Source organism: Deinococcus murrayi DSM 11303, from assembly GCF_000482805.1.
Classification (GTDB): Bacteria; Deinococcota; Deinococci; order Deinococcales; family Deinococcaceae; genus Deinococcus; species Deinococcus murrayi.
On the sequence record NZ_AXWT01000009.1, the window covers coordinates 114,696 to 135,499 of the forward strand.

The following is a 20,804-nucleotide window of genomic DNA, read 5'->3' on the forward strand; positions in this document are numbered from 1 at the left end:
CCCGTGCGAGCATGGCGGGGTGACCCCGCACCGCCTCGCTCTCCTCGTGACGGCTGGCCTGCTGCTGGGGCTGCTGACGCTGGGGCTGGGCTTGCAACGGGGGCGCTGGAAGGTGGTCCGGTGGCTACACCACGCCCTCTTTTTCGCGGTCTGTGTGGGGGTGGGCTGCTCGGCGGGGCTGGCCTGGCGTTCGGGCGGCTGGGCGCTCTTGCCCGCGCTGGGGGCGCTGCTGCTCATGCCGCGCACGAGGCCGGGCCGGGCCGACCACTGGCGGGGGGCGCTTGCGGCAGCGGCCCTCTTCACGCTGGGCTTGTGGGGGGCGTGGTAGGCTCTCTGCCCACGCGCCCGCGCTAGCCTGCTCCCGATGAGTTCTCCCCCTGTTCCCTCTGCGGCGGCCTCCGTCCCCCTCATCGAGGGGATGCTGGCCCGGCGCACCACCAACGGCCCCTTCCGGCCCGACCCCGTGAGTCGCGAGCACCAGCACCTGCTGCTGCGGGTCGCGCAGGCGGCTCCCAGCCACTTCAACAGCCAGCCGTGGCGCTTCATCCTGATTGAAGACCCGCAGACCATCGCCGAAATCGCCCGCATCTCCGGCGAGAGCATGACCGAGCTGATAGAAGCTGGGGTCTTTTTCGAGCGCTACCGCCGCTACTTCCGCTTCAGCGAGGCCGAGATGGAAGAGCGGCGCGACGGCATTCACATTGACCACCTGCCCGGCCCGCTGCGGCCCTTTACCCGCCAGGTCTTCAGTGACGCGGGCCTGAGGGTGATGCGGCAACTCGGTGTGCCGAAGCGCCTGGGCGAGGACAACCGCCGGCTCGTCGCCGGCAGCCCGTTGCTGCTCGCCGCGCTGCTGGATAAGTCGGAATACCGCCCCGGCGAACTCAGCGCCTTTTACTCGGTCTTCGGGCTCGGCGCGGCCATGGAGAACATCTGGAACGCGGTCGGGGCGCTGGGCATGGGCATCCAGTTCATCTCCACCCCGATGGAGATTCCCCGGCAGTGGCAGGCCATCGGGGCGCTGCTGAACGTGCCCGGCGACCTCGAACTGATGGCCGTCTACCGCCTGGGGTACCTGCCGCACGAGCAGGCGCGGCCCTCCATCGACTGGAGCAGCCGCCACCGCAAACGCCTCTCGCAGTTCGTCGCCCGCGAGCGCTGGGGCGAGCCGGAGGAGGGCGGGGAAGAGGCGGAGTAACCTCCCGCCCCGGTCCCGCGCAAGCCCCGCCGCTCACCGTCCGGTCACGGGGAAGGGCGCACAATGCCTCCCCGGAGGACATCACCCATGACCCAGACCACCCCCAACGCCGCCCAGAGCGGCACCTTCCAGATTGGCGGCGAACTGCGCGTGAACCGCCTGGGCTTCGGCGCGATGCGGATTACTGGCGAGGGCGTCTGGGGCGACCCCGCCGACCGCGAGGGTGCCCTGGCGACCCTGCGCCGCCTCCCCGAACTCGGCGTCAACTTCATCGACACCGCCGATTCCTACGGCCCCGCCGTGTCCGAAGAACTCATCTGCGAGGCGCTGCACCCCTATGACGCGGTGGTCGTGGCGACCAAGGGCGGCCTCACCCGCACCGGCCCCAACGTGTGGATTCCCTGCGGGCGTCCCGAATACCTCAAGCAGCAGGCCTACATCTCCCGCCGCCGCCTGGGGGTCGAGCGCATCGACCTGTGGCAACTGCACCGCATCGACCACAAGGTGCCGCGCGATGAGCAGTTCGGTGCGGTCCGCGAGCTGCTCGACGAGGGCGTCATCCGCTTTGCGGGCCTGAGCGAGGTGAGCGTCGAGGAGATTGAAGCTGCCCGCCGCGTTTTTCCGGTCGCCACCGTGCAAAACCTCTATAACCTCGCGAATCGCAAGTCCGAAGACGTGCTGGAGTACTGCGAGCGCGAGGGCATCGGCTTTATCCCCTGGTATCCCCTCGCCGCCGGGCGGCTGGCGCAGGAAGACAGCGTCCTGATCGAAGTGGCCGCCCGCCTGGGCGCGACCCCCTCGCAGGTGGCCCTCGCCTGGGTCTTGAAGCGCAGCCCCGTCATGCTGCCCATTCCCGGCACGGGCAAGGTGGCGCACCTGGAGGAAAACGTGGCCGCCGCTGCCCTCACCCTCTCGGACGAGGACTTCGCCGCCCTCGACGAGGTGGGCCGCCAGGAGTGGGAGACGCAGCAGGCCGCCCGGCGCTGAGCCGAGCGGGAATCCGGTGGGGGAGAGGGGACGACCTTCTCCCCGCTTTGCTGCCCTGCCCCAAAGGTGAAGCCCCCGTCAGGCCCGACGGTGCCGCAGGGCACGGTGCCCACCCGGAGACGGGAGAGAATGCCGCATGCTCGTTTCCCCGCCGCTGGTGCGCTCGCTCGTGACCGGGCACCCGCCCTACCGCGCCTCCCAGGGCGAGATTCGCGAGGCCGCCCGCACCCTCTTTCCGCGCATGGCGGCCCGTCCGCACCTGCTGGACGTGTTTGACAACGCGCAGATTGACTCCCGCGCCCTCTCGCGCCCGCTGGAGTGGTACCTGGAGCCGCGCGGCTTCGGCGAGAAGAATGCCGTCTTCGTGGAGGAGGCCCGTGCCCTCACCCTGCGGCTGGCGCGGGAAGCGCTTGCGGGGGCGGGCATGGCCCCGGCAGAGGTCGACGCGGTGGTCGTGGTGAACACCAGCGGCCTGAGCACCCCCAGCCTCGACGCTTTTCTGCTAGGGGCGCTGGGCCTGAATCCCCACGCGGCGCGGCTCCCGGTGTGGGGCCTGGGCTGCGCGGGGGGCGCGGCGGGCCTCGCGCGGGCCGCTGACCTCGTGCGGGCGGGGTACCGACGGGTGCTCCTCGTGGCGGTCGAGCTGTGTAGCCTCACGCTGGTGCGGGGCGACGAATCTAAGAGCAACTTCGTGGGCACTGCCCTATTTGCGGACGGCGGCGCGGCGCTGGTGGTCACTGCCGCCGACGTGCCCGGCCCGCCGCCCCTCGCGGCCCTGCATGGCGCTTTTTCCACCCTCATCGAGGACTCCGAGGACATCATGGGCTGGGACGTCGTCGATGACGGCCTCAAGGTGCGCTTTTCGCGCGACATTCCCACTCTGGTACGTTCGATGATGCGGGAAAACGTCGCCCAGGCCCTCGCTGCACAGGGCTGGAGCCGGGCCGACGTGGGCACCTTTGTGGTGCACCCCGGCGGGGTCAAGGTGCTCGCCGCTTATGAAGAGGCGCTGGACCTTCCTCCGGGGGCGCTGGATTCCAGCCGCCGGGTGCTTGCCGCCCACGGCAACATGAGCAGCGTGACGGTTCTCTTTGTGCTGGAGGAGGTCCTGCGCGGGGAACCGCTGGGCCAGGGCCTGCTCTCCGCGATGGGACCGGGCTTCAGCGCCGAGCACGTGCTGCTGAGCTTCGGGCCGCTGGACTGAAAACGGGACGATACGGGAGGGTTCAGCGGCGCTGGTTCTGGGGTTGGATGGCGCCGTGCTCGCCGGTTACGTCCTTGGGGGTCTGCTCGACCTGCCGCCCCTTCTCGGCCATACCGGGACGGCGCACGTCCTTGATGCTGCTGAGGTCATCGGTGTCCTTGACGCCGCCCTGGGGGCTGCGGTCGGCGGGGGGGCGGGGCTGGTCGTCATGCAGGGGTGGACTGCCCTGGGGGTGAAGTTGGGTGTGGGGGGTCAGCGTCCCCCCCCGCGTGCCGCCCCCGCCCTTAAGGTTTCCTAGACCCGGCGGCGCAGCAGCCGCAGGCCCATGAACACCACGAAGACGGTGCCGCCCTCGTGCGCGACCACCCCCAGCGGCAGCGGCACCTGCCCGGCGACCGCGAGGGGCGAGACGAGCAGAATCACCCCGAAGGCGAAGGCGAGGTTAAGCCGCACCGTGCGCCGCGCTTCGCGGGCCAGCCGCACCGCCCCCGCCAGCCGACCGAGGTCGCTTTGCATAAGCACCACGTCGGCGCTCTCAATCGCCACGTCGGTGCCGGAGGCGACCGCCACCCCCAGGTCAGCGCGGGCGAGGGCCGGGGCATCGTTCACCCCGTCGCCCACCATTGCCACCGGGCCGGGCAGCTCGCCGATGAGCCGCAGCTTGTCTTCGGGCAGCAGCTCGGCGCGGTACTCGCTGAGGCCGACCTCGCCCGCCACGGCGCGGGCCACCTCCTCGCGGTCACCCGTCAGCATGACCCGGTGCGGTACACCGCTCGCCGCAAGTTGCGCCAGCGCCTCCCGAATGCCGGGGCGCAGGGCGTCGGCGACTCCCAACAGGCCCAGCACCCGGCTTCCCACCCCCACGATGACCACGCTGCGGCCTGCAGCGGCCAGCTCGTCCAGGGTGGCCCGCTGCGCGTCCGAGAGGATCGCCCCCTGCCGCCCCGCCAGCCGGAGGTTGCCCGCCCAGGCAACCTCGCCCGCCGGGGTGCGGGCGGTGATGCCGTGGCCGGGCACCGCCTGCGCGTCCGAGAGGGCCAGCGGCGTGACCCCGCGCTCTTCCGCGGCGGCCACCACCGCCCGCGCGATGGGGTGCTCGCTGTGCGCCTCCAGCCCAGCCGCCAGGGCGAGGGCCGAGCGCTCGTCGGGGGCGTGGACGTGGGTGAGGGTCATCCTTGCTTGGGTCAGCGTGCCCGTCTTGTCAAAGGCGACCGTCTGCACCCCGGCGAGGGCGTCCAGGGCCGCGCTGCTCTTGAACAGCACCCCAGCGCGGGCGGCGGCGGCCATCGCCGAGAGCATCACGGCAGGGGTCGAGATGACGACCGCGCAGGGACTGGCGACCACCATAAAGGTCATCGCCCGGTACCACGCGTCGTCTAGGGGCAGCCGCAAGCCGGAGTGCAGCAGCGCGAACACGAGGGGCACGCCCAGCAGCACGGCGGTCGCATAGGGACTCTCCCAGCGCTCGGTGAGGGCCTCGGTGCGGCTTTTTTGCGTCTGAGCCTCTTCCATCAGCCGCACCAGGCGGGCCAGGGTGCTCTCGCCCGCGGGCCGCAGCACCTCGGCTTCGACGCTGCCATTGAGGTTGACCGTGCCGGAGGCGAGTTCGGCCCCCGGCCCCTTGTCGACGGGCACGCTTTCTCCGGTGATGGGGGACTCGTCCACGCTGGTCTCTCCGCGCACGACCCGTGCGTCGGCAGCCACCCGCTCGCCGGGGCGCAGCAGCAGCAGGTCGCCCACCCGAATCTCGCTCAGCTCGCACCAGCGCTCCCGCCCGCCCCGGCGAACCGTCGCTCCCTGCGGGCTGAGGTCCATCAGGGCCTGCACCGCGTTTTTGGTGCGGCCCATCGCCCAGTCTTGCAGGGTGTTCGACAGGCTGAACAGAAAGAGCAAAATCGCCCCGTCCGCCGTCTGGCCGATGGAGGCGGCTCCCAGCGCGGCGAGCACCATCAGCAGGTCCACGTCGAGCTTGCGCTCGCGCACCAGACTGCCGATGGCCTCGCGCCCGGCAGGAATGCCCCCCGCGAGGTAGGCCAGCCCGTAGCCCGCCCACATGACGGCGGGCAGCGCCAGCAGGTGTTCGCCCGCCAGCCCCAGCAGCAGGCCCAGCAGGGTGAGGGCGGTCAGCAAGACCGCCGCCCGCAGCTCCGGCGACAGGCGAAAGGGCCGGGGTGCGGGGGCAGAAGCGGGGGTGGGGTGGGCCGAACTCATCGAACTCGTCATGGGGCCTCCAGGGGCACGGAGCTTAATAAGAATCCTTCTCAATAAGGCTCAGTGTACTCTCCTGACCGCTCTCAACTCAACGCCCTATCCGGAGCGGAATGCTGGGAGAAGGGCGAGGGGTGGAGCAGGACGTTGCCTGCCCCCGCTCTTGTTGTCTCTATAGAGGTAACAGCGTTCCTGGGTCGGAGACGGGGTGCCCTGGGGACACTCCGCCTATGATGGAGACATCTTGCCCGCGCTCCTCGCGGGGGCCTGCTGCGAGCGGCCAGAAGGAGACCATTCATGGCGATGAACCTGTTCGGTGCACGGGACGTGCTGACCACCAAGGCTGGGCAGAAGCTCTATTTCTACAACCTGAACAAGCTTCAGGTGGAGGGGGCGGACATTGCCCGCCTGCCTTTCTCGGTCAAGGTGTTGCTTGAAAGCGTCCTGCGCGAGGCCAACAACTACGACGTGCGCGAGGAGGATGTCCGTGCCGTCGCGAACTGGAAGCCCGTCAACGACGAGATTGAGATTCCCTTCAAGCCCGCCCGCGTGATTTTGCAGGACTTCACGGGCGTGCCCGCCGTCGTCGACCTCGCGTCCATGCGCGACGCGATGGTGAAGCTCGGCGGCGACCCCAAGCAGATTAACCCCCTGATTCCGGTCGACCTCGTGATTGACCACTCGGTGCAGGTCGACGAGTTCGGCACCGAGTTTGCCCTCGCCCACAACATGGCGCTGGAGTTCGAGCGCAACCGCGAGCGCTACGAGTTCCTCCGCTGGGGCCAGCAGGCTTTTGACAACTTCGGGGTGGTGCCCCCCGCCAGCGGCATCGTGCACCAGGTCAACCTCGAATACCTCGCCAAGGGCGTGCAAAGCCGCCCCGAAGACGACGGCGTGGTCGTCTACCCCGACTCGCTCGTCGGCACCGACTCGCACACCACCATGATTAACGGCCTGGGCATCGTGGGCTGGGGCGTGGGCGGCATCGAGGCCGAGGCCGTCATGCTGGGTCAGCCCATCTACATGCTGATGCCCGAAGTCATCGGCTTCAAAATCACCGGGGCGCTGCCGGAGGGGGCCACCGCCACCGACCTTGCGCTGCGCGTGACCCAGATGCTGCGTGAAAAGGGCGTGGTCGGCAAGTTCGTGGAGTTCTACGGGGCGGGCCTCTCGAACATGACCCTGCCCGACCGGGCCACGATTGCGAACATGGCCCCCGAATACGGTGCGACGATGGGCTTTTTCCCGGTCGACGAGGAAGCGCTGCGCTACCTGCGCCGCACGGGCCGCCTCGAAGACGAGATTGAACTCGTCGAGGCTTACTACAAGGCCCAGGGCATGTTCCGCACCGACGATACGCCCGACCCCCAGTTCACCGACACCATCGAACTCGACCTCTCGACCATCGTGCCGTCCTTGGCCGGACCCAAGCGCCCGCAGGACCGGGTCGACCTCAAGGACATGCACACGGTGTTTGCCCAGGCCCTCACGGCTCCCCTCAAGCAGCGCGGCTTTGAGCTGCCCCAGGACAAGCTGGACGCGCAGGGCACCATCGGCGGCACCGACCTCAAGATTGGGCACGGCGCGGTCACGCTGGCGTCCATCACCTCCTGCACGAACACGAGCAACCCCAGCGTGCTCATCGCGGCGGGCCTCGTCGCCAAGAAGGCCGTGGAAAAGGGCCTGAAGCCCAAGCCCTGGGTCAAGACCAGCCTGGCCCCCGGTTCCAAGGTCGTCACCGAGTACCTCGAAGCTGCCGGACTCCAGGACTACCTCGACCAGATTGGCTTTAACACGGTGGGCTACGGCTGCATGACCTGCATCGGCAACTCTGGGCCGCTCCCCGAACCCGTCGTGCAGGCGATTCAGGAAGGGGACCTGGTCGTGGCGTCGGTGCTCTCCGGCAACCGCAACTTTGAGGGCCGCGTCAACCCCCACATCAAGGCGAACTACCTCGCCTCGCCGCCCCTCGTCGTGGCTTACGCCCTGGCGGGCACGGTCGTCAATGACATCGTGAATGACCCTATCGGCACAGATAAGGACGGCCAGCCCGTCTACCTGCGCGACCTGTGGCCGACCGGAGCCGAGATTCAGGCCATCATGGACCAGGCGATTAACGCCGAGATGTTCAAGCGGGTCTACGACGGCATCGAAAAGAGCAATGAGCAGTGGAACGCGATTCCGGTCGCCGAAGGGGCGCTGTACAACTGGAACCCCGACTCCACCTACATCCAAAACCCGCCCTTTTTCGAGAACCTCGCGGGCGGCCCCTCCGAAATCAAGTCCATCGAGGGGGCACGCGCCCTGGTGAAGGTGGGTGACAGCGTGACCACCGACCACATCAGCCCCGCAGGCTCCTTTAAGGCCGACACTCCGGCGGGCAAGTACCTGCTGGAGCGTGGCATCCAGCCCAAAGACTTCAACTCGTACGGTTCGCGCCGTGGCAATGACCGCATCATGACCCGCGGCACCTTTGCCAACATCCGCCTCAAAAACCAGCTCGCGCCCGGCACCGAGGGGGGCTTTACCACCAACTTCCTGACGGGCGAGGTCACGACCATCTATGACGCCTCGGTCGCCTACAAGGAAGCGGGCGTGCCGCTCCTCGTCTTTGCGGGCAAGGATTACGGCATGGGGTCGAGCCGCGACTGGGCTGCCAAGGGCACCTTCCTGCTGGGCGTGAAGGCCGTCATCGCCGAGTCGTTCGAGCGGATTCACCGCTCCAACCTCGTCGGGATGGGCGTGCTGCCCCTTCAGTACAAGAACGGCGAAACGGCGGAGAGCCTCGGCATTGTGGGCGACGAGACCTTTGACCTCATCCTGCCCGCTGACCTGAAGCCCCGCCAGGACGTGACCCTGCGCGTGACCGGCAAGGATGGCCAGAGCCGCGAGGTCACCCTGCAATGCCGCATCGACACCCCCGTGGAGATTGACTACTACAAGAACGGCGGCATCCTCCAGACCGTGCTGCGCGGCATCCTGGAGCGCAGCGGCCAGAAGGCGGGCGCTCAGGCTTAAGGCTTCCCGGCTGAGCAAAGACCCCCACCTGCCCATCAGGTGGGGGTTGGCCATTCCTTGCGGCGGCGTCAGTCGCGGCGGACCCGCTGGGGGCGCAACTGGCCCTGGGGCGTCTGGAGATAGTGGCCCAGCCACGCGACCACCACGAGGAGGTGAAGGGTCAAGAGGCCGAACAGCCCGCTGTCAGGTTGAACGGCGTGTCCGTAGGCACCCACGAGCTGAAAGAGCAGCAGGGTCAGCAAGACTCTAGGGCGGCGCTCTGGAAACCGGAGGTAGGCATAGGTGCCGCCCGCCATGCTGAACAGCAGGGGCAGCAAAAGGGCGTTGAGCATCTCTTGACCCATGCCTCATTCTGCGGCGAGCGCCCGGTGCCGAACTGTGCGCTGATGGCGAGCTTGGTTGAGCAAGCTCGCGGCAAAACTATGAGAACTGTGTGCCCAGCTCAAGGGCAGCGCAAGATTGGGTCAACTTCGGGTGAGGAAGGACAGCTCGCACGCTGGGAATGGACTTTCTACACTCCCCGCAGGAGGCTCACCCATGGCTCGATTGCAAGGCACCGGTGGGGGCGGCGGGCGTACGGCGCTGCTCATCATTCTGATTCTGCTCATTTTGTTTCTGCTCGCGTATTTCCTGTATCTCAAACCCCAGGGCATCTTGAATCTCGGCTTCTGAGCTGAAGCTGCCCCTACCCCGGAGGATGTCGCATGATTAAAGGAAAAGAACTGTTGGGCCGCAACATTGTGGCCATCAATACCGGCGAGCGCATCGACAGCGTGCGCGACCTCGTCTTTGACCACCAGGCCAATCAGGTGCTGGGCCTTCTCGTCGATGAGGGCGGATGGTTCCGCTCGGCGCGGGTGGTGCCTTTCGAGGCGATTCGCTCGGTCGGAGAAGATGCCATCATGGTGGACAGCGCCGATGCCGTCACCTCGACCCGCGAGGACGGACGCCTTGCCGAAGTGCTGGATTCCAACATCAGCCTCGTGGGCATGACCCTGCTGACGACCGACGGCCAGAACCTCGGCAAGATTGCGGACGTCTATTTTGACGAGCACACGGGCCGGGTCGAGGGCTATGAGGCGACGGGCGGCCTTTTTAGCGACCTCACGAGTGGCCGGACGTTTGTGCCCGCGCCCGAAGAGGTCCAGATTGGGCACGACGCGGCCATTGTGCCCATCAGCGTGGCGACCGCCATGCAGGAGCAGGAGCCGGGCGGCCTCAAGGGGGCCTACCAGAGTGCTGCCGAGAGCGTCAAGCAGAGCTACGAGAACATCGCCGAAGCGACCAAGGAGCGCCAGAAGGAATACGTCATCGGCAAGACGGCGGGCGGGGACATCACCCTCGATGACGGCACCGTGATTGTGCGCAAGGGCGAGACCATCACCGCCGAGCAGGCGGACCGTGCCGAACAGGTGGGCAAGCTGACCGCGCTCGCGACCGCCGCGACGGGTGGCGTGCTCTCTGAGGCGTACGGCAGCGCCAAGGAGCGGGTGCAAGAGGGTGTGGACGACCTGCGCGGGGCCAGCGCCGAGCGCCAAAAGGAATACGTCATCGGCAAGACCGCCGGAACCGACGTGACTGCCGAGGTCGCCGATGGGGTGCAGGAGGTTATCGTCCACCAGGGGACGGTCATCACCCCCTTCCACGCCGAGCGGGCCGAGCAAGCTGGGCGCTTGCCCGCGCTCGTCGCGGCGGCGGGGGGTGGCAGCCTCCAGGAAACGGTTCAGACCTTGACTGGACGGCGCGACCCCACCACCGTGGAGGACACCATCGGTCGCCGGGTTCGCAGCGACGTCCGGACGCCCACGGGCAACCTTCTCGCCGTGCAGGGCCAGATTGTTACCCCGGCCATCGCCGAGCGTGCCCGCTCTCTGGGGCTGGACGCAGCCCTCATCGCCGCGACGGTCGCCCCCCAGGCGGGTGGGGCGGGCACGGGCACCGCGGCAGCTCTCTCCGGGGGCGTGGCCAGCGTCAGCGAAGGCGCGAGCAATCTGCTGGAAAAGGCCAAAGCTTGGCTTGGCGACAAGCGTGAGGAGGCTGGGGAAGTCCTGGAGCAGCGCCAGCAGCAGCAGCTCGAACAGAAGGTCCGGGACGCTCTGGGCCGCCCGGTCACCCGCGTGATTCTGGCCCCCGACGACACCATCATCCTCAACGTCGGCGAAATCGTGACCCACAAGGCGATTGAGGCGGCGCGGGCCGGGGATGTGCTCGACATCCTGGTCGACAGCGTCAGCAAGGAAGAGCCGGTCATCGACCCCCTCGCCGTGCGTCCCCACGAGACCGGCGTCGCGGCCCTGGAGACCCAGCCGGACCCCACCGAGGGTCAGGCCGACGCCGCTGGCCGCGCCGGAAGCGAAGGGCTATCCCCCACCGACCCGCCCCGCCGGGCCTAAACCTGTCGCGGCTGAGGGCGGCTTCCCCACGTCCGGGGAAGCCGCCCTCAGTTCCGAAAGATGACCTCCTCGCGGTGAAAGGACCGCAGGGCCAGCAGCCCCAGCAGCAGCGCCCCCAGCAGATTGGCCCCTATCGCGCTCAGGGCATGCCCAGCGGTGAGGTTGCCGCGCACGACATCAAGGATGGCCATCATGCTGCCAAAGAGGGGGAGGGCATAGAGGCCGCTTCCCAGGGTCAGGAAGTCGCTGAACTGGAGCAGCACCGCCGGAAAGACGATGGCGAGCGAGAGGGGCGTGACGTAGGTTTGCGCCTCCTTGTACGAGCGGGCATAGATGCTCAGGGCGATGAGGACCGCGCTGATGAGGAGGGCGGCACTCACGACCGTGCCGAGCAGGGCTAGCGCTCCCGCGAGCGTCAGCGTGAGCTGCCCGCCAAAGGCCTGGGTGAGTTCGGGGGTTGCATTGCTTTGCCGCAGCACCGCCCGCGACAGCGCCCCGGCCAGCAGAAAGCCCGCCACGCTGAAAAGGGCCGTGGTGAGGGCCGTCACCGTCGTGGCGAGCAGCTTCCCGGCCACGACCTCCGAACGGCGCACGGGCGAGACGAGCAGGCTTTCGAGGGTGCCGCGCTCCTTTTCGCCCGCCGTGGCATCGAGGGCGGTCGCCATCGCTCCGGTCAGGATGAAGTTCAGCATCAGAAGCGGAATCAGAAAAGCGAGCTGGCCGCTGCGCCGTTCTTGCTCCGGGCTGGCGTCGATGGGAGAGAGGGTGACGGGCGTGAGCGTCTGGGCACCCAGCCCCAGCCCACTCAGGCGCTGCACGGCCAGCTCACGGTTGTAGGCCTCCACGGTCGTCTGGACTTTGGCGAAAGCCCCCGTCTGGGTGCGCAGGTTGCCGAGTTTGGCGTAGACCTCAAGGGTGCCCGTTCCGTCACCCGCACGGGTGGGGAGGGGTAGGGGTGCCCGCAGCGCCGCCTCGACCTCGCCTGACCCCACGGCGGCGCGGGGGTCGCTGACCGGGACGAGCTGGACCCCGGTCCGAATCACGGTGCCGTCGGGGGCCTTCTCGTCGCGGGTGAGGGCCGCCCGCAGCGGCGCGGGCAGGGTGCCCACCACCCCGACCCGCTGCCGCTCCTGCGCCTGCCCGCCGATGAAGCTGCCCAGCAAGAGGGGCAGGCCCAGGGTGAACAGCGGAATCAGGAGCAGCGGAATCAGGATGGTGCTCGCCAGGGTGCGGCGGTCGCGCAGGGTCGAGAGCAGGTCGCGGGCGGCCACCCGCCAGAGATACTCAAGACGCACGGGCGACCTCGCCCTCCAGGCCGCGGACCAGGGCGAAAAAGGCCCGCTCCAGGGTGCGCTCGCCCGTCCCCGCGAGGATGTCGGGGACGCTCCCCACCGTCACGAGTTCGCCCTGGTGCAAGATAGCGACCCGGTCGCAGACCTCCTCGGCCTCGCTCATGACGTGGGTGGAGTAGAGGGTCAGCCGCCCCGGTCGCCGCGCCGCCGCCACGAAATCGAGCAGGGTGCGCCGGGCGAAGATGTCCAGCCCGCTCGTGGCCTCGTCGAGCACCAGCACCTGCGGGTCATGGATGAGGGCGCGGGCGATGGTCACCTTCTGGGCCATCCCCGTCGAGTACTCGCCCGCCCGGATGTCGAGGGTGCGCCCCAGCTCCAGCGCGGCGTCTAGCTCCGCGATGCGGGCCTCGGCCTGTGCCCGCGTCATCCCATAGAGGCCCGCAAAGGACCGCAGCACCTCGCGCCCGGTCAGGCGAGCGGGCAGGCCCATGCCACCGTTGACCACCCCGATGGCCCGCCGCACCGCTTCCGGTTCGCGGGTCACGTCATGCCCGGCCACGCTCGCCGTGCCCGCCGTAGGCCGCAGCAGGGTCGCCAGGATACGCAGCAGGGTGGTCTTGCCCGCCCCGTTGGGGCCGAGCAACCCGAAGACCTCGCCCTCCCCCGCCGTGAGGCTCACGTCCCGCAACGCGGCGTGCCGCCCGTAGGTCTTATTCAGGTTCCTTATCTCCAGCATGGTGCCTCCTGCCCCCCTTACGGGACAGGCGAAAGAAGCGTTGCCGCGTTCACATGGCGCCCGCGTCAAGGCTTGCTGGGCCTGAGCTGCTGCCCCTCTCACGCGGCCCTGAGAGACGAAGAGTACGCTGGAGGTCAGCCAGGACAGCGGAGAGCGGCTCTCCGTTCAACATTTCGTCAGCTGCGCTCATGCAGAAAAGCGCCGCATCTGTCACAATAGGAAAGTTGCGCTGACCGCGCACTTGGACTGAGTGTAGAACCCCGTATCACCGCTGGAGGGGCGACGGCCCGCTTCAGTCGTCTGGAGGATAGCGCATGTTCAACCCCCCCACCCTCGAAGACCTGCAAGAAACCCGGCGTGCCAACGAAAAGCTCGTTCTCAAGGCGCTGGAAAGCAAGCCGGAGTGGGTCGAGACCGAACTGGCCAAGACCACGGGCCTTGCGCTGTCGCACTTGCGGGCGGCCCTCGCCAGCCTGCTGGACCAGGGCCGGGTGCGCCGCTTGCCGGGCACCGGCACCCGCGCCGTGTACGGCCTCGCTGACCCCGGTCTCGCGGACGTGCCCGCGACGCCTCTCACCGAGGATGCCAAGCGCGTGCGCGACTATCTCGAAGGCCGCGCCGACAGCGCCCTCTACATGAGCGAGCAGCTGCGCATGTCCCGTGATGATGTGATGGCGGCCCTCTCGCTCCTGAACGCGCACGGCATGATTACCTGCACCTTTGTGGGCAGCCTGGTGATTTTCCGCCTCAAGGAAGCGCAGGCCCTGGGGCAAGAGCAGGCCCCCACTGCCCCCGCTTCCGGCAAGAAAAAGCAAGTTGCCTGACCCCCTCTTGCCACCTCTCTCTTGGCCTCCCGCTGCGGAGGCCTTTTTTATCGGGGGGTGCTGACCGGGCGCAGACCGGGCCTCTGTTATGCTGAGCTTCATGAAGCTCGTGCTCGCCGTGATTCAGGATGCCGACGCCGCCGCGCTGATTCGGGTGCTGTCGGAAAACGCCTTTGAGGTCACCAAACTTGCCAGCACGGGCGGCTTCCTGCGCGAGGGCAACACCACCCTGATGATTGGGGTTCCCGATACCCGCATGGAAGAACTCAAGCGCCACGTCGCGCAGACTTGTCGCACCCGCACTCGCCTTGTCACCCCCGGCGTGCCGGTGGGCGAGGGCGGCGAGGGCATGGCCGCCGACCCGGTGGAAGTCGCGGTGGGGGGCGCGGTGATGTTCGTGCTGGGCGTGCAGGAGTTCGTCAAGGTCTGAGGTTGGGCGAACTCCAGGGCGTCACGTTGCCCTGAAGCCCGCCCATCCGCTCCGCCCGATTACTTCGTGTCGTACCAGTTCGGTCCCACGCCGACCTCGACCGCCAACGGCACGCTGAGCTGCGCGGCACCCTCCATGACCTCGCGGGTGAGGCGCGCGGCTTCTTCTGCGCGGTGCTCTGGGGCCTCGATCAGCAGTTCGTCATGGACTTGCAGCAGCAGCCGCGCGTCCAGGGCTTCTAGCTCGCGGTCAAGGCGCACCATCGCCAGCTTGATGATGTCGGCGGCAGTGCCCTGAATGGGCATGTTGTAGGCCAAGCGCTCGCCTGCCTCGCGGAGGGTGCGGTTTTGCGCCTTCAGCTCCGGCACGTAGCGGCGGCGGCCATACAGCGTCTCGACGTAGCCATGCTCGCGCCCGAACTCCAGCGTGCGCTCGATGTACCGCCGGATGCCGGGGTAGGTGCTGAAGTACACCTCGATAAAAGAGGCGGCCTCCGCGTAGGGGATGCCCAGGTCATGGCTGAGGCGGTGGGCGCTCATGCCGTACAGCACCCCGAAGTTGACCGTCTTGGCGGCGCGGCGCTGCTGGGGCGTGACGGTCGCCTCATCCAGCCCCAGCACCTGCGCGGCGGTGCGGCGGTGGATGTCGGCTCCCTCCTGAAAGGCCTGCTGCATGAGGCGGTCTTCGGCGATGTGCGCGAGCAGCCGCAGCTCAATCTGCGAGTAGTCGGCGCTGATGAGGACGTGGCCAGGCGAGGCGACAAAGCCCTTGCGAATCTCGCGGCCCAGCTCCGAGCGGATGGGGATGTTCTGAAGGTTGGGGTTGAGGCTGCTCAGGCGTCCGGTCGCGACCGCCGTCTGTGCGAAGGTGGTGTGCAGCCGTCCGGTTCGCGGGTTGACGAGGTTGGGGAGGGGGTCGAGGTAGGTGCCGCGCAGCTTTTCCAGCTCGCGGTATTCCAGCAGCGCGGGGATGATGGGGTGCTCGTCGCGCAGCGGTTCGAGGGCCGAGACCGCCGTGGAGCGTTTGCCCGTCAGCTTGGTCTTTTTGCCGCTGGCAAGGCCGAGTTCGTCGTACAGCACGGTTTCAAGCTGGTCGCGGCTGCGAATAGAAAACTCGCGTCCGGCGAGGCGATGAATCTCGGCCTCCAGGGTGGCGAGGCGGCCCGCGACCGCCTGGGACAGGCCGCGCAGGTAGTCAGCGTCAATCTGTACCCCGCGCACCTCCATCCGGGCGAGCACCGCCGAAAGGGGCCGCTCCATCTCCTCGTACAGCTTGCGGCGGGCCGGGTCGAGTTGAGGTGGGAGGTCGAGCAGCAGCCGGTGGGTCATCGCGGCGCGGAGGGCCGCGTCCTCAGGCCAGGGCTGGCGCAGGTAACGCTCGGCGACGGCGGGCATAGTCGTGTTGGCGGGGTCGAGCAGGTAGGCGACCAGGAGGGGGTCGTCCCCCGGCTCCACGACCGTGCCGCGCACGCTGAGGTGCGCCGCGAGCGCTTTGGCCCCCGCCGCCCGCACCGAGCGCTGCCCGACAAACTCGGCTTCGGAGACGGTGGGGGGGTACATCGCCGCGAGGCGCTGCGAGGCTTTTTCGGCAGCCCGTTCGGCAGCGCGGCGGGCCTTTTCCAGGGCCTTTTGCTCGGCCTTGGTACGGGGCGGCTCGGTCAGCAGGGGGGGCACGGCGGGCGCGTCGGGCAGGGCGCCGGGCGGGGGCGTGCGCTCCTGGGTGGGGGCGACGCGGGCGACCTCGCCGTCGAAGGTGGCCGCCGCAATAAGGTCGGCGGTGAGGTCGTCTTCCCGCGAGAGCACGTACCCCCAGGTCACGTCCGGCCCCGGCGTGCGCCACTCGCCCAGGGGGGGCGGGGTGAAGGTTCCGGCCTCGGACGCCGTGGCCCCCACCTCCGGCGCGGTTTCCTGTTGTGCCAGCGCGAGCACCTCCCGCTTGAGGGACGCCAGCTCCAGCTCGTCGAGCAGCGCGAGCAGCCGGTCGGGGTCGCCGGGGCCACGGGGCACGCCGAGTTCAACCGTCAGCGGGAGGTCGGTCACCATCCGCGACAGCTCGCGGCTCAACAGCACGTCCTTTTCCGAGGCGAGCAGCTTCTCGCGGGTGCCCTTTGGCTCCAGGGTGCCCGCACGGGCGGCCTCCAGCGCGGCGTCCAGGGTGCCGTATTCCTGAAGAATCTTGGCGGCAGTCTTGGGACCGATGCCCTTTGCGCCGGGGATATTGTCGCTGGCGTCCCCGGTCAGTGCCCGGTAGTCCACCCACTGCCGCACGGTGACCCCGTATTTCTCCAGGACCTCCTGCGGCCCTATCAGCGAAAAGTCGCTCGCAATCACCTTGACGTGATCGTCGAGCAGCTGATAGGCGTCGCGGTCGGAGGTCACGATGCGGACTTGCAGGCCCCGGCCCTCCGCCAGGCGCGTCACCGAGCCGATGACGTCGTCGGCCTCGTAGCCAGCCTCCTCCAGACGGGGCCAGCCCAGCGCGTCGACGATGTCACGCAGGCGGCGAATCTGTCCCGGCAGGTCGGCGGGGGTCTGTGCTCGGCCCGACTTGTAGCCGTCATATTGCTCGTGCCGGAAGCTGCCGCCCGGCGGGTCAAACACCACGATGATTTGGTTGCCGGGCTGCCGCGCGAGCCGCAGGGTCTGGCGCAAGAAGCCCAGAATGGCGTGGGTCGCTTCCCCCTTGCTGTTACTCAGGGGCGGCAGCGCGAAATAGGAGCGGAATGCCAGCGCGTGGCCGTCGATGAGCACCAGTGTGTCGGGGGCGGGAGCAGTCATGCGGGCATTCTAGGGGGCACCTGGCTTCCCCTTTCTGCTGCCGTGTCCGTGCCCTGTCGGTGGCCCGTCAGTGCTCGTGGGGGACGTCCCTGAGGCCGTCGGGCGTGATAAGGCGCTCGACGATGGGGAAGGTCTCTAGGCCCTGCGCCGCGACGTTGGCGAGGGCGTAGGCATCGGCCGCCGCGTAGTCCACGCTGTAGCCCAGGTCGGCGAGCGCTCCCAGCGTGAGGCGGCTGAGCGGCATATGGCCCCGGCTCACGAAGCCCGTCATCAGCTCGGCCCCAAAGACGGCCTTTTTCCAGTGGCCGCACTTGGTGCCCTCGCTGTAGCTGTCCTCGACGGGCACAGCGGGAGCGAGGCCGCCCAGCGCCCGGTACTGGGCCAGGCCCGCCGTCCCGGTGTACCGCACTTGGGTCGCGCTCGCGCAGGGGGTCGCGTTCGCGGCCAAGAACTTGTCCCACAGGGTGCCATTGGCCTCTAGGCTCGCCAGGTCCGCTGCGTCGAACTGCATCTCGCCCCACAGCGGCAGGGTGGTGCCGGGCCGCACCTGCCGCGGCCCAGCCTGCCCCAGCACCTTGCCAGGGCCATCGATGGGTACGCTGCTCGCCACAATCAGGAGGTCATCGACCGTGACCCGCGCCCCGGTGGAAATCTGCACGCCCGGCACGTCCGGCAGGCCCGCCGCAATGACCTGCGCCCAGCGCTCTGCCGCCTGCGAGAAGGCCGCTTGTTGCGCTGGGGTCAACGTGCTGCCCGGCGCAAAGACCACCGTGATGCTGAAGGGGTCCGTGCTGGGGGCCGGGGCGGGGGGCGCAGGCGCAGCGAGCACCGTCACCGTGAGGCTGGCCCGCTGGCTGCTGTCGGCCACGCTCGTGGCGGTGACGGTGGCGGTTCCAGGGGCAGCGGCAGGGGGGAGCGCGGACGGCCCGCAGGCGCTGAGGCCGAGGACGAGGCAGAGGGTCAGGCGCAGGGCACGGGGCATGGGGGATAAGGCCTCCCAGGTGGAGTGGCGTGCCTTCACCCTAGCTTCAGAGACCTGGCAAAACTCTGACCTCCCAGGGGGACGGTGCCGCCCGGTCAGGCGCCCTGTCCCCGTGCCTTCACCACCCCGGCCAGGGTGCGGGCAATCTCGTGGATTTCGGCCTCGTCCGGACCCTCTACCATCACCCGAATCAGGTTTTCGGTGCCGCTGGGCCGCAGGTTGACCCGGCCCCGCCCACTCAGGCGGCTTTCTGCCTCGCTGACGGCGGCCTGTACCGCTCCGTCGCAGGCGATGGCCTTTTTGTCGGCCACCCGCACGTTGACGAGGGTCTGCGGAAACATCATCAGGTCGTCATGCAGCTCGTCGAGGGTGGTGCCCAGCTTTTGCATGTGCCCCAAGGTCAGCAGCGCCGTGAGCACGCCGTCTCCGGTGGGGGATACGTCGAGGAACAGCATATGCCCGCTTTGCTCGCCGCCCAGGGTCAGGCCCTGTTCGAGCAGCCGCTCGTGAACGTAGCGGTCGCCCACGGCGGTGCGCTCCAGGCGTGCTCCGGCCTCCTTCAGCTTGACCTCTAGGCCCATATTCGCCATCAGGGTGGTCACCACCGCCGCTTCTCCCCGCGCGCGTGCCCCCAGCAGCAGCATATGGTCGCCGTGCACGACGTTGCCGCGTGAGTCCACGAAAAGGGCGCGGTCGGCGTCCCCGTCAAAGGCCACGCCGAGGTCATAGTCCCCCTCGCGCACGATGCGCTGGAGGTGTTCCAGATGGGTCGAGCCGCAGCCCCGGTTGATGTTGCGGCCATCGGGCGTGGTGTACACCGCAAAGACGTCTGCCCCCGCCGCCTGAAAGACCTTCGGCCCCACCCGGTAGGCGGCCCCATTCGCGCAGTCCATCGCCACCTTGAGGCCCGTGAGGTCGGGGGCGTACCCGCGCAGGAAGCCGGTGTAGAGGCGCTCGGCCTCCGCGTAGTTGGTCACCGAGCCGAGGTCCACACCCGTGACGGGGGCGAGGCCGGGCACCTCGTCGATGGCGGCTTCAATCTCCAGCTCGGTCGCGTCGCTGAGCTTCTGGCCGCTCGGTCCGAAGAACTTGATGCCGTTGTCCTGGTACGGATTGTGCGAAGCACTGATAACGACGCCCGCGTCCGCGCCGAGGGAACGGGTGAGGTAGCTCACGCCGGGGGTGGGCAGCACCCCCACGTGAATCACCGTGACGCCCCGGCTGGTTAGACCCGCCGCGAGCGCAGCTTCAAGCATGTCGCCGCTTTGCCGGGTGTCCTTGCCGATGACCACGCTGGCGCGGGGGTTTTGCCGCTTGAGCACCTCGCCCGCCGCCGCCCCCAGGGTCATCACCCACGCTGGAGTCAGGGGATGTTCGCCCGCCACCGCACGTACGCCGTCGGTGCCGAAATACTTCCGTTCGCTCATGATGGGCCATCATACGCGGGTGCGGGAACCCCCGGCCCTGCTGCCCCGTATCCTGGGCCATGAGCGGATTTTCGGGCGGTTCCTTTTCCTTCGGTCGCAGCCACAGCCATGGACGCCGGGGCTTCGGGATGCTGGGCCACAGCCACAGCAGCGGGCATCGCCGGGGCGGATTTCTGGGCAGCCTGACCAGCCACAGCAGCGGCCACCGGGGCCGCTTTGTCGGGGGCGGGCACTACCGTCAGGTGCGGCGTTCCCGCGGGCTGGGTTGCTTGGGGGCCTGGGTGGTCGGCGCGGCCCTGACCGGGGGCACGCTGGCCGGGGTGTTTGCGCTGCTGGCGTGAGGTTGGCTGCCCTTCTCGGCGACTTGCGGCGGCTTTCGCGTCCCGGCCCGGTGCGCTCGGCGCGGGTGTGGCCGGACGACCTGCGGGCCGCCTTTCCCGGCACGCGGCGCTTGCGCGAAGCCTGGGTGGGGGAGGGGGCGGCCTTTGCCCGGTACGCGGGCGAGTGCGGCCCCCTCTTTTTGAAGTACCTCCCGGCGGGTTGGCGCGACGAGCGGGCCTACCGCAGGCTGCGGCGCGAGGCGAGCTACCTGCGCGACCTCGCGCCCCGCTCGCCGGTGCCGCACGCCCCCCTGCGCCACGCGGCGAGCGACCCGGCGCGGCTGGGCGCACACCTCGTCACCCAGGACCTGACAGACGTGACCACGGGCTGGGGGGCCTTTGCGAGCGACGCCGAGCGGGAGGAGGCGCTCGAGCAGGTCGTGCGGCTGCTCGCCCGGCACCACGCCTTTTGGCTGGACCGCCCCGAACTGCGCGGGGGCTGGGCCTGGGACCCAGCGCGGGCCGTGCGGCAGGCGGGGCGGGTGGAGGTGGCTCCCTCCTGGACTCCGGCGGAGGCCGCGGCGGTGCGGGAGGCCGCCGCCGCCCTCCCCGCGCTGCTGGCCGCCACCCGTGGGGTCACCCTCGCCCACGGCGACCTGCACGCTGGACAGGTGCTGTGGGCGAGGGCGGACGGGTCGCCCCTTCTCATCGACTACGGGCAAACGCACGCCGCGCCGCTGGGCGAGGACCTCGCCCACCTGCTGTACGTGCGGCTCGCTGCCCCGGAGCGCACCCGCCTCGGCCCCCGGCTGCGCGGCGCGTACCTGCAAGAACTGGCCGCCTACGGTATTCGCCGCACGGAGGCGCAGTGGCAGGCGGAGGAACGGGCGGGCCTCGCCCTAAACGTGCTGGCGACGGCGGCGCAGGTCAGGCGCGACCCTGGCAGCGGCGTGCGGGAGGCGCTCGTGCGGGTAGCGGCGGGGTGGCACGGGGGGTAGTGGCGGCTTC

Annotated in this window: 18 protein-coding genes; 11 read left to right on the forward strand and 7 right to left on the reverse strand. The window is 69.1% G+C overall.

Features of this window, described 5'->3' with window-relative positions; all coding sequences use genetic code 11:
- The first annotated feature begins 19 nt into the window (after positions 1–19).
- The 4 genes from H565_RS0101880 to H565_RS0101895 all read left to right on the forward strand — a co-directional run bounded on the left by H565_RS0101880 (position 20) and on the right by H565_RS0101895 (position 3,389).
- Complete coding sequence (locus H565_RS0101880; RefSeq protein ID WP_027459548.1) at positions 20–328, forward strand: hypothetical protein; 309 nt, start codon at positions 20–22, stop codon at positions 326–328.
- 36 nt (positions 329–364) lie between these two features.
- A complete protein-coding gene (locus tag H565_RS0101885; RefSeq protein WP_027459549.1) occupies positions 365–1,198 on the forward strand; it encodes a nitroreductase family protein in 834 nt (277 codons plus the stop codon).
- Between the two features lie 87 nt (positions 1,199–1,285).
- The gene (locus H565_RS0101890) at positions 1,286–2,185 is read left to right on the forward strand and encodes an aldo/keto reductase (RefSeq protein ID WP_027459550.1); all 900 of its coding nucleotides are present in this window, start codon (positions 1,286–1,288) and stop codon (positions 2,183–2,185) included.
- A gap of 136 nt (positions 2,186–2,321) precedes the next feature.
- The gene (locus tag H565_RS0101895) at positions 2,322–3,389 is read left to right on the forward strand and encodes a type III polyketide synthase (RefSeq protein ID WP_027459551.1); all 1,068 of its coding nucleotides are present in this window, start codon (positions 2,322–2,324) and stop codon (positions 3,387–3,389) included.
- Between the two features lie 294 nt (positions 3,390–3,683).
- On the opposite strand, the gene H565_RS0101905 is transcribed toward H565_RS0101895, so the two are convergent.
- Complete coding sequence (locus H565_RS0101905) at positions 3,684–5,612, reverse strand: heavy metal translocating P-type ATPase (RefSeq protein ID WP_034408034.1); 1,929 nt, start codon at positions 5,610–5,612, stop codon at positions 3,684–3,686.
- Between the two features lie 282 nt (positions 5,613–5,894).
- Here H565_RS0101905 and acnA point away from each other — a divergent pair, with 282 nt between their 5' ends.
- Positions 5,895–8,615: an aconitate hydratase AcnA gene (gene acnA / locus H565_RS0101910; protein WP_027459554.1), complete on the forward strand. Its 2,721-nt coding sequence runs from the start codon at positions 5,895–5,897 to the stop codon at positions 8,613–8,615.
- Positions 8,616–8,683: 68 nt separating this feature from the next.
- Here acnA and H565_RS0101915 read toward each other — a convergent pair whose 3' ends face one another.
- Complete coding sequence (locus tag H565_RS0101915) at positions 8,684–8,959, reverse strand: hypothetical protein (protein WP_027459555.1); 276 nt, start codon at positions 8,957–8,959, stop codon at positions 8,684–8,686.
- Between the two features lie 193 nt (positions 8,960–9,152).
- Between H565_RS0101915 and H565_RS16935 the strand changes: the two genes are divergently transcribed.
- Positions 9,153–9,287 (forward strand): hypothetical protein, encoded by a 135-nt coding sequence (locus tag H565_RS16935; protein ID WP_255344317.1) that lies wholly within the window; start codon positions 9,153–9,155, stop codon positions 9,285–9,287.
- 32 nt (positions 9,288–9,319) lie between these two features.
- On the forward strand, positions 9,320–11,008 hold the full coding sequence (locus H565_RS0101925; RefSeq protein WP_027459556.1) for a PRC-barrel domain-containing protein: 1,689 nt from the start codon (positions 9,320–9,322) through the stop codon (positions 11,006–11,008).
- Positions 11,009–11,055: 47 nt separating this feature from the next.
- On the opposite strand, the gene H565_RS0101930 is transcribed toward H565_RS0101925, so the two are convergent.
- Together H565_RS0101930 and H565_RS0101935 are read right to left on the reverse strand one after the other, a co-directional pair.
- The gene (locus H565_RS0101930) at positions 11,056–12,303 is read right to left on the reverse strand and encodes an ABC transporter permease (RefSeq protein WP_027459557.1); all 1,248 of its coding nucleotides are present in this window, start codon (positions 12,301–12,303) and stop codon (positions 11,056–11,058) included.
- Positions 12,293–13,036 (reverse strand): ABC transporter ATP-binding protein, encoded by a 744-nt coding sequence (locus H565_RS0101935; protein WP_027459558.1) that lies wholly within the window; start codon positions 13,034–13,036, stop codon positions 12,293–12,295. Before H565_RS0101935 ends, H565_RS0101930 begins: the two co-directional genes overlap by 11 nt.
- A 314-nt stretch (positions 13,037–13,350) precedes the next feature.
- Here H565_RS0101935 and H565_RS0101940 point away from each other — a divergent pair, with 314 nt between their 5' ends.
- Together H565_RS0101940 and H565_RS0101945 are read left to right on the forward strand one after the other, a co-directional pair.
- Positions 13,351–13,860, forward strand: coding sequence for a transcription initiation factor IIE subunit alpha family protein (locus H565_RS0101940; protein ID WP_027459559.1), 510 nt, complete (start codon positions 13,351–13,353; stop codon positions 13,858–13,860).
- 100 nt (positions 13,861–13,960) lie between these two features.
- On the forward strand, positions 13,961–14,290 hold the full coding sequence (locus H565_RS0101945) for a cyclic-di-AMP receptor (protein WP_027459560.1): 330 nt from the start codon (positions 13,961–13,963) through the stop codon (positions 14,288–14,290).
- A gap of 59 nt (positions 14,291–14,349) precedes the next feature.
- Here the strand turns inward: H565_RS0101945 and polA are convergent, their stop codons facing one another.
- The 3 genes from polA to glmM form a co-directional block, all read right to left on the reverse strand.
- Positions 14,350–17,067, reverse strand: a complete 2,718-nt coding sequence (gene polA, locus H565_RS0101950) for a DNA polymerase I (RefSeq protein WP_027459561.1) — start codon at positions 17,065–17,067, stop codon at positions 14,350–14,352.
- A gap of 67 nt (positions 17,068–17,134) precedes the next feature.
- Positions 17,135–18,049, reverse strand: a complete 915-nt coding sequence (locus H565_RS13980) for a leishmanolysin-related zinc metalloendopeptidase (protein ID WP_051363361.1) — start codon at positions 18,047–18,049, stop codon at positions 17,135–17,137.
- Positions 18,050–18,144: 95 nt separating this feature from the next.
- Positions 18,145–19,476 carry a phosphoglucosamine mutase gene (glmM, locus tag H565_RS0101960; RefSeq protein WP_027459562.1) on the reverse strand — a complete coding sequence of 444 codons (1,332 nt, stop codon included), beginning with the start codon at positions 19,474–19,476 and terminating at the stop codon, positions 18,145–18,147.
- Between the two features lie 59 nt (positions 19,477–19,535).
- Between glmM and H565_RS0101965 the strand changes: the two genes are divergently transcribed.
- Together H565_RS0101965 and H565_RS0101970 are read left to right on the forward strand one after the other, a co-directional pair.
- Complete coding sequence (locus H565_RS0101965; protein ID WP_027459563.1) at positions 19,536–19,817, forward strand: hypothetical protein; 282 nt, start codon at positions 19,536–19,538, stop codon at positions 19,815–19,817.
- Positions 19,814–20,794 (forward strand): phosphotransferase family protein, encoded by a 981-nt coding sequence (locus tag H565_RS0101970; RefSeq protein WP_027459564.1) that lies wholly within the window; start codon positions 19,814–19,816, stop codon positions 20,792–20,794. The genes H565_RS0101965 and H565_RS0101970 overlap by 4 nt, the downstream gene beginning before the upstream one ends.
- Positions 20,795–20,804: the final 10 nt, after the last annotated feature.

Bases quoted from the DNA above. Each gene is read 5' to 3' on its own strand.
- H565_RS0101885 (WP_027459549.1), top strand. From the start codon at position 365: ATGAGTTCTCCCCCTGTTCCCTCTGCGGCGGCCTCCGTCCCCCTCATC.
- H565_RS0101890 (WP_027459550.1), top strand. From the start codon at position 1,286: ATGACCCAGACCACCCCCAACGCCGCCCAGAGCGGCACCTTCCAGATT.
- H565_RS0101895 (WP_027459551.1), top strand. From the start codon at position 2,322: ATGCTCGTTTCCCCGCCGCTGGTGCGCTCGCTCGTGACCGGGCACCCG.
- H565_RS0101905 (WP_034408034.1), bottom strand. From the start codon at position 5,612: ATGACGAGTTCGATGAGTTCGGCCCACCCCACCCCCGCTTCTGCCCCC.
- acnA (WP_027459554.1), top strand. From the start codon at position 5,895: ATGGCGATGAACCTGTTCGGTGCACGGGACGTGCTGACCACCAAGGCT.
- H565_RS0101915 (WP_027459555.1), bottom strand. From the start codon at position 8,959: ATGGGTCAAGAGATGCTCAACGCCCTTTTGCTGCCCCTGCTGTTCAGC.
- H565_RS16935 (WP_255344317.1), top strand. From the start codon at position 9,153: ATGGCTCGATTGCAAGGCACCGGTGGGGGCGGCGGGCGTACGGCGCTG.
- H565_RS0101925 (WP_027459556.1), top strand. From the start codon at position 9,320: ATGATTAAAGGAAAAGAACTGTTGGGCCGCAACATTGTGGCCATCAAT.
- H565_RS0101935 (WP_027459558.1), bottom strand. From the start codon at position 13,036: ATGCTGGAGATAAGGAACCTGAATAAGACCTACGGGCGGCACGCCGCG.
- H565_RS0101940 (WP_027459559.1), top strand. From the start codon at position 13,351: ATGTTCAACCCCCCCACCCTCGAAGACCTGCAAGAAACCCGGCGTGCC.
- H565_RS0101945 (WP_027459560.1), top strand. From the start codon at position 13,961: ATGAAGCTCGTGCTCGCCGTGATTCAGGATGCCGACGCCGCCGCGCTG.
- polA (WP_027459561.1), bottom strand. From the start codon at position 17,067: ATGACTGCTCCCGCCCCCGACACACTGGTGCTCATCGACGGCCACGCG.
- H565_RS13980 (WP_051363361.1), bottom strand. From the start codon at position 18,049: ATGCCCCGTGCCCTGCGCCTGACCCTCTGCCTCGTCCTCGGCCTCAGC.
- glmM (WP_027459562.1), bottom strand. From the start codon at position 19,476: ATGAGCGAACGGAAGTATTTCGGCACCGACGGCGTACGTGCGGTGGCG.
- H565_RS0101965 (WP_027459563.1), top strand. From the start codon at position 19,536: ATGAGCGGATTTTCGGGCGGTTCCTTTTCCTTCGGTCGCAGCCACAGC.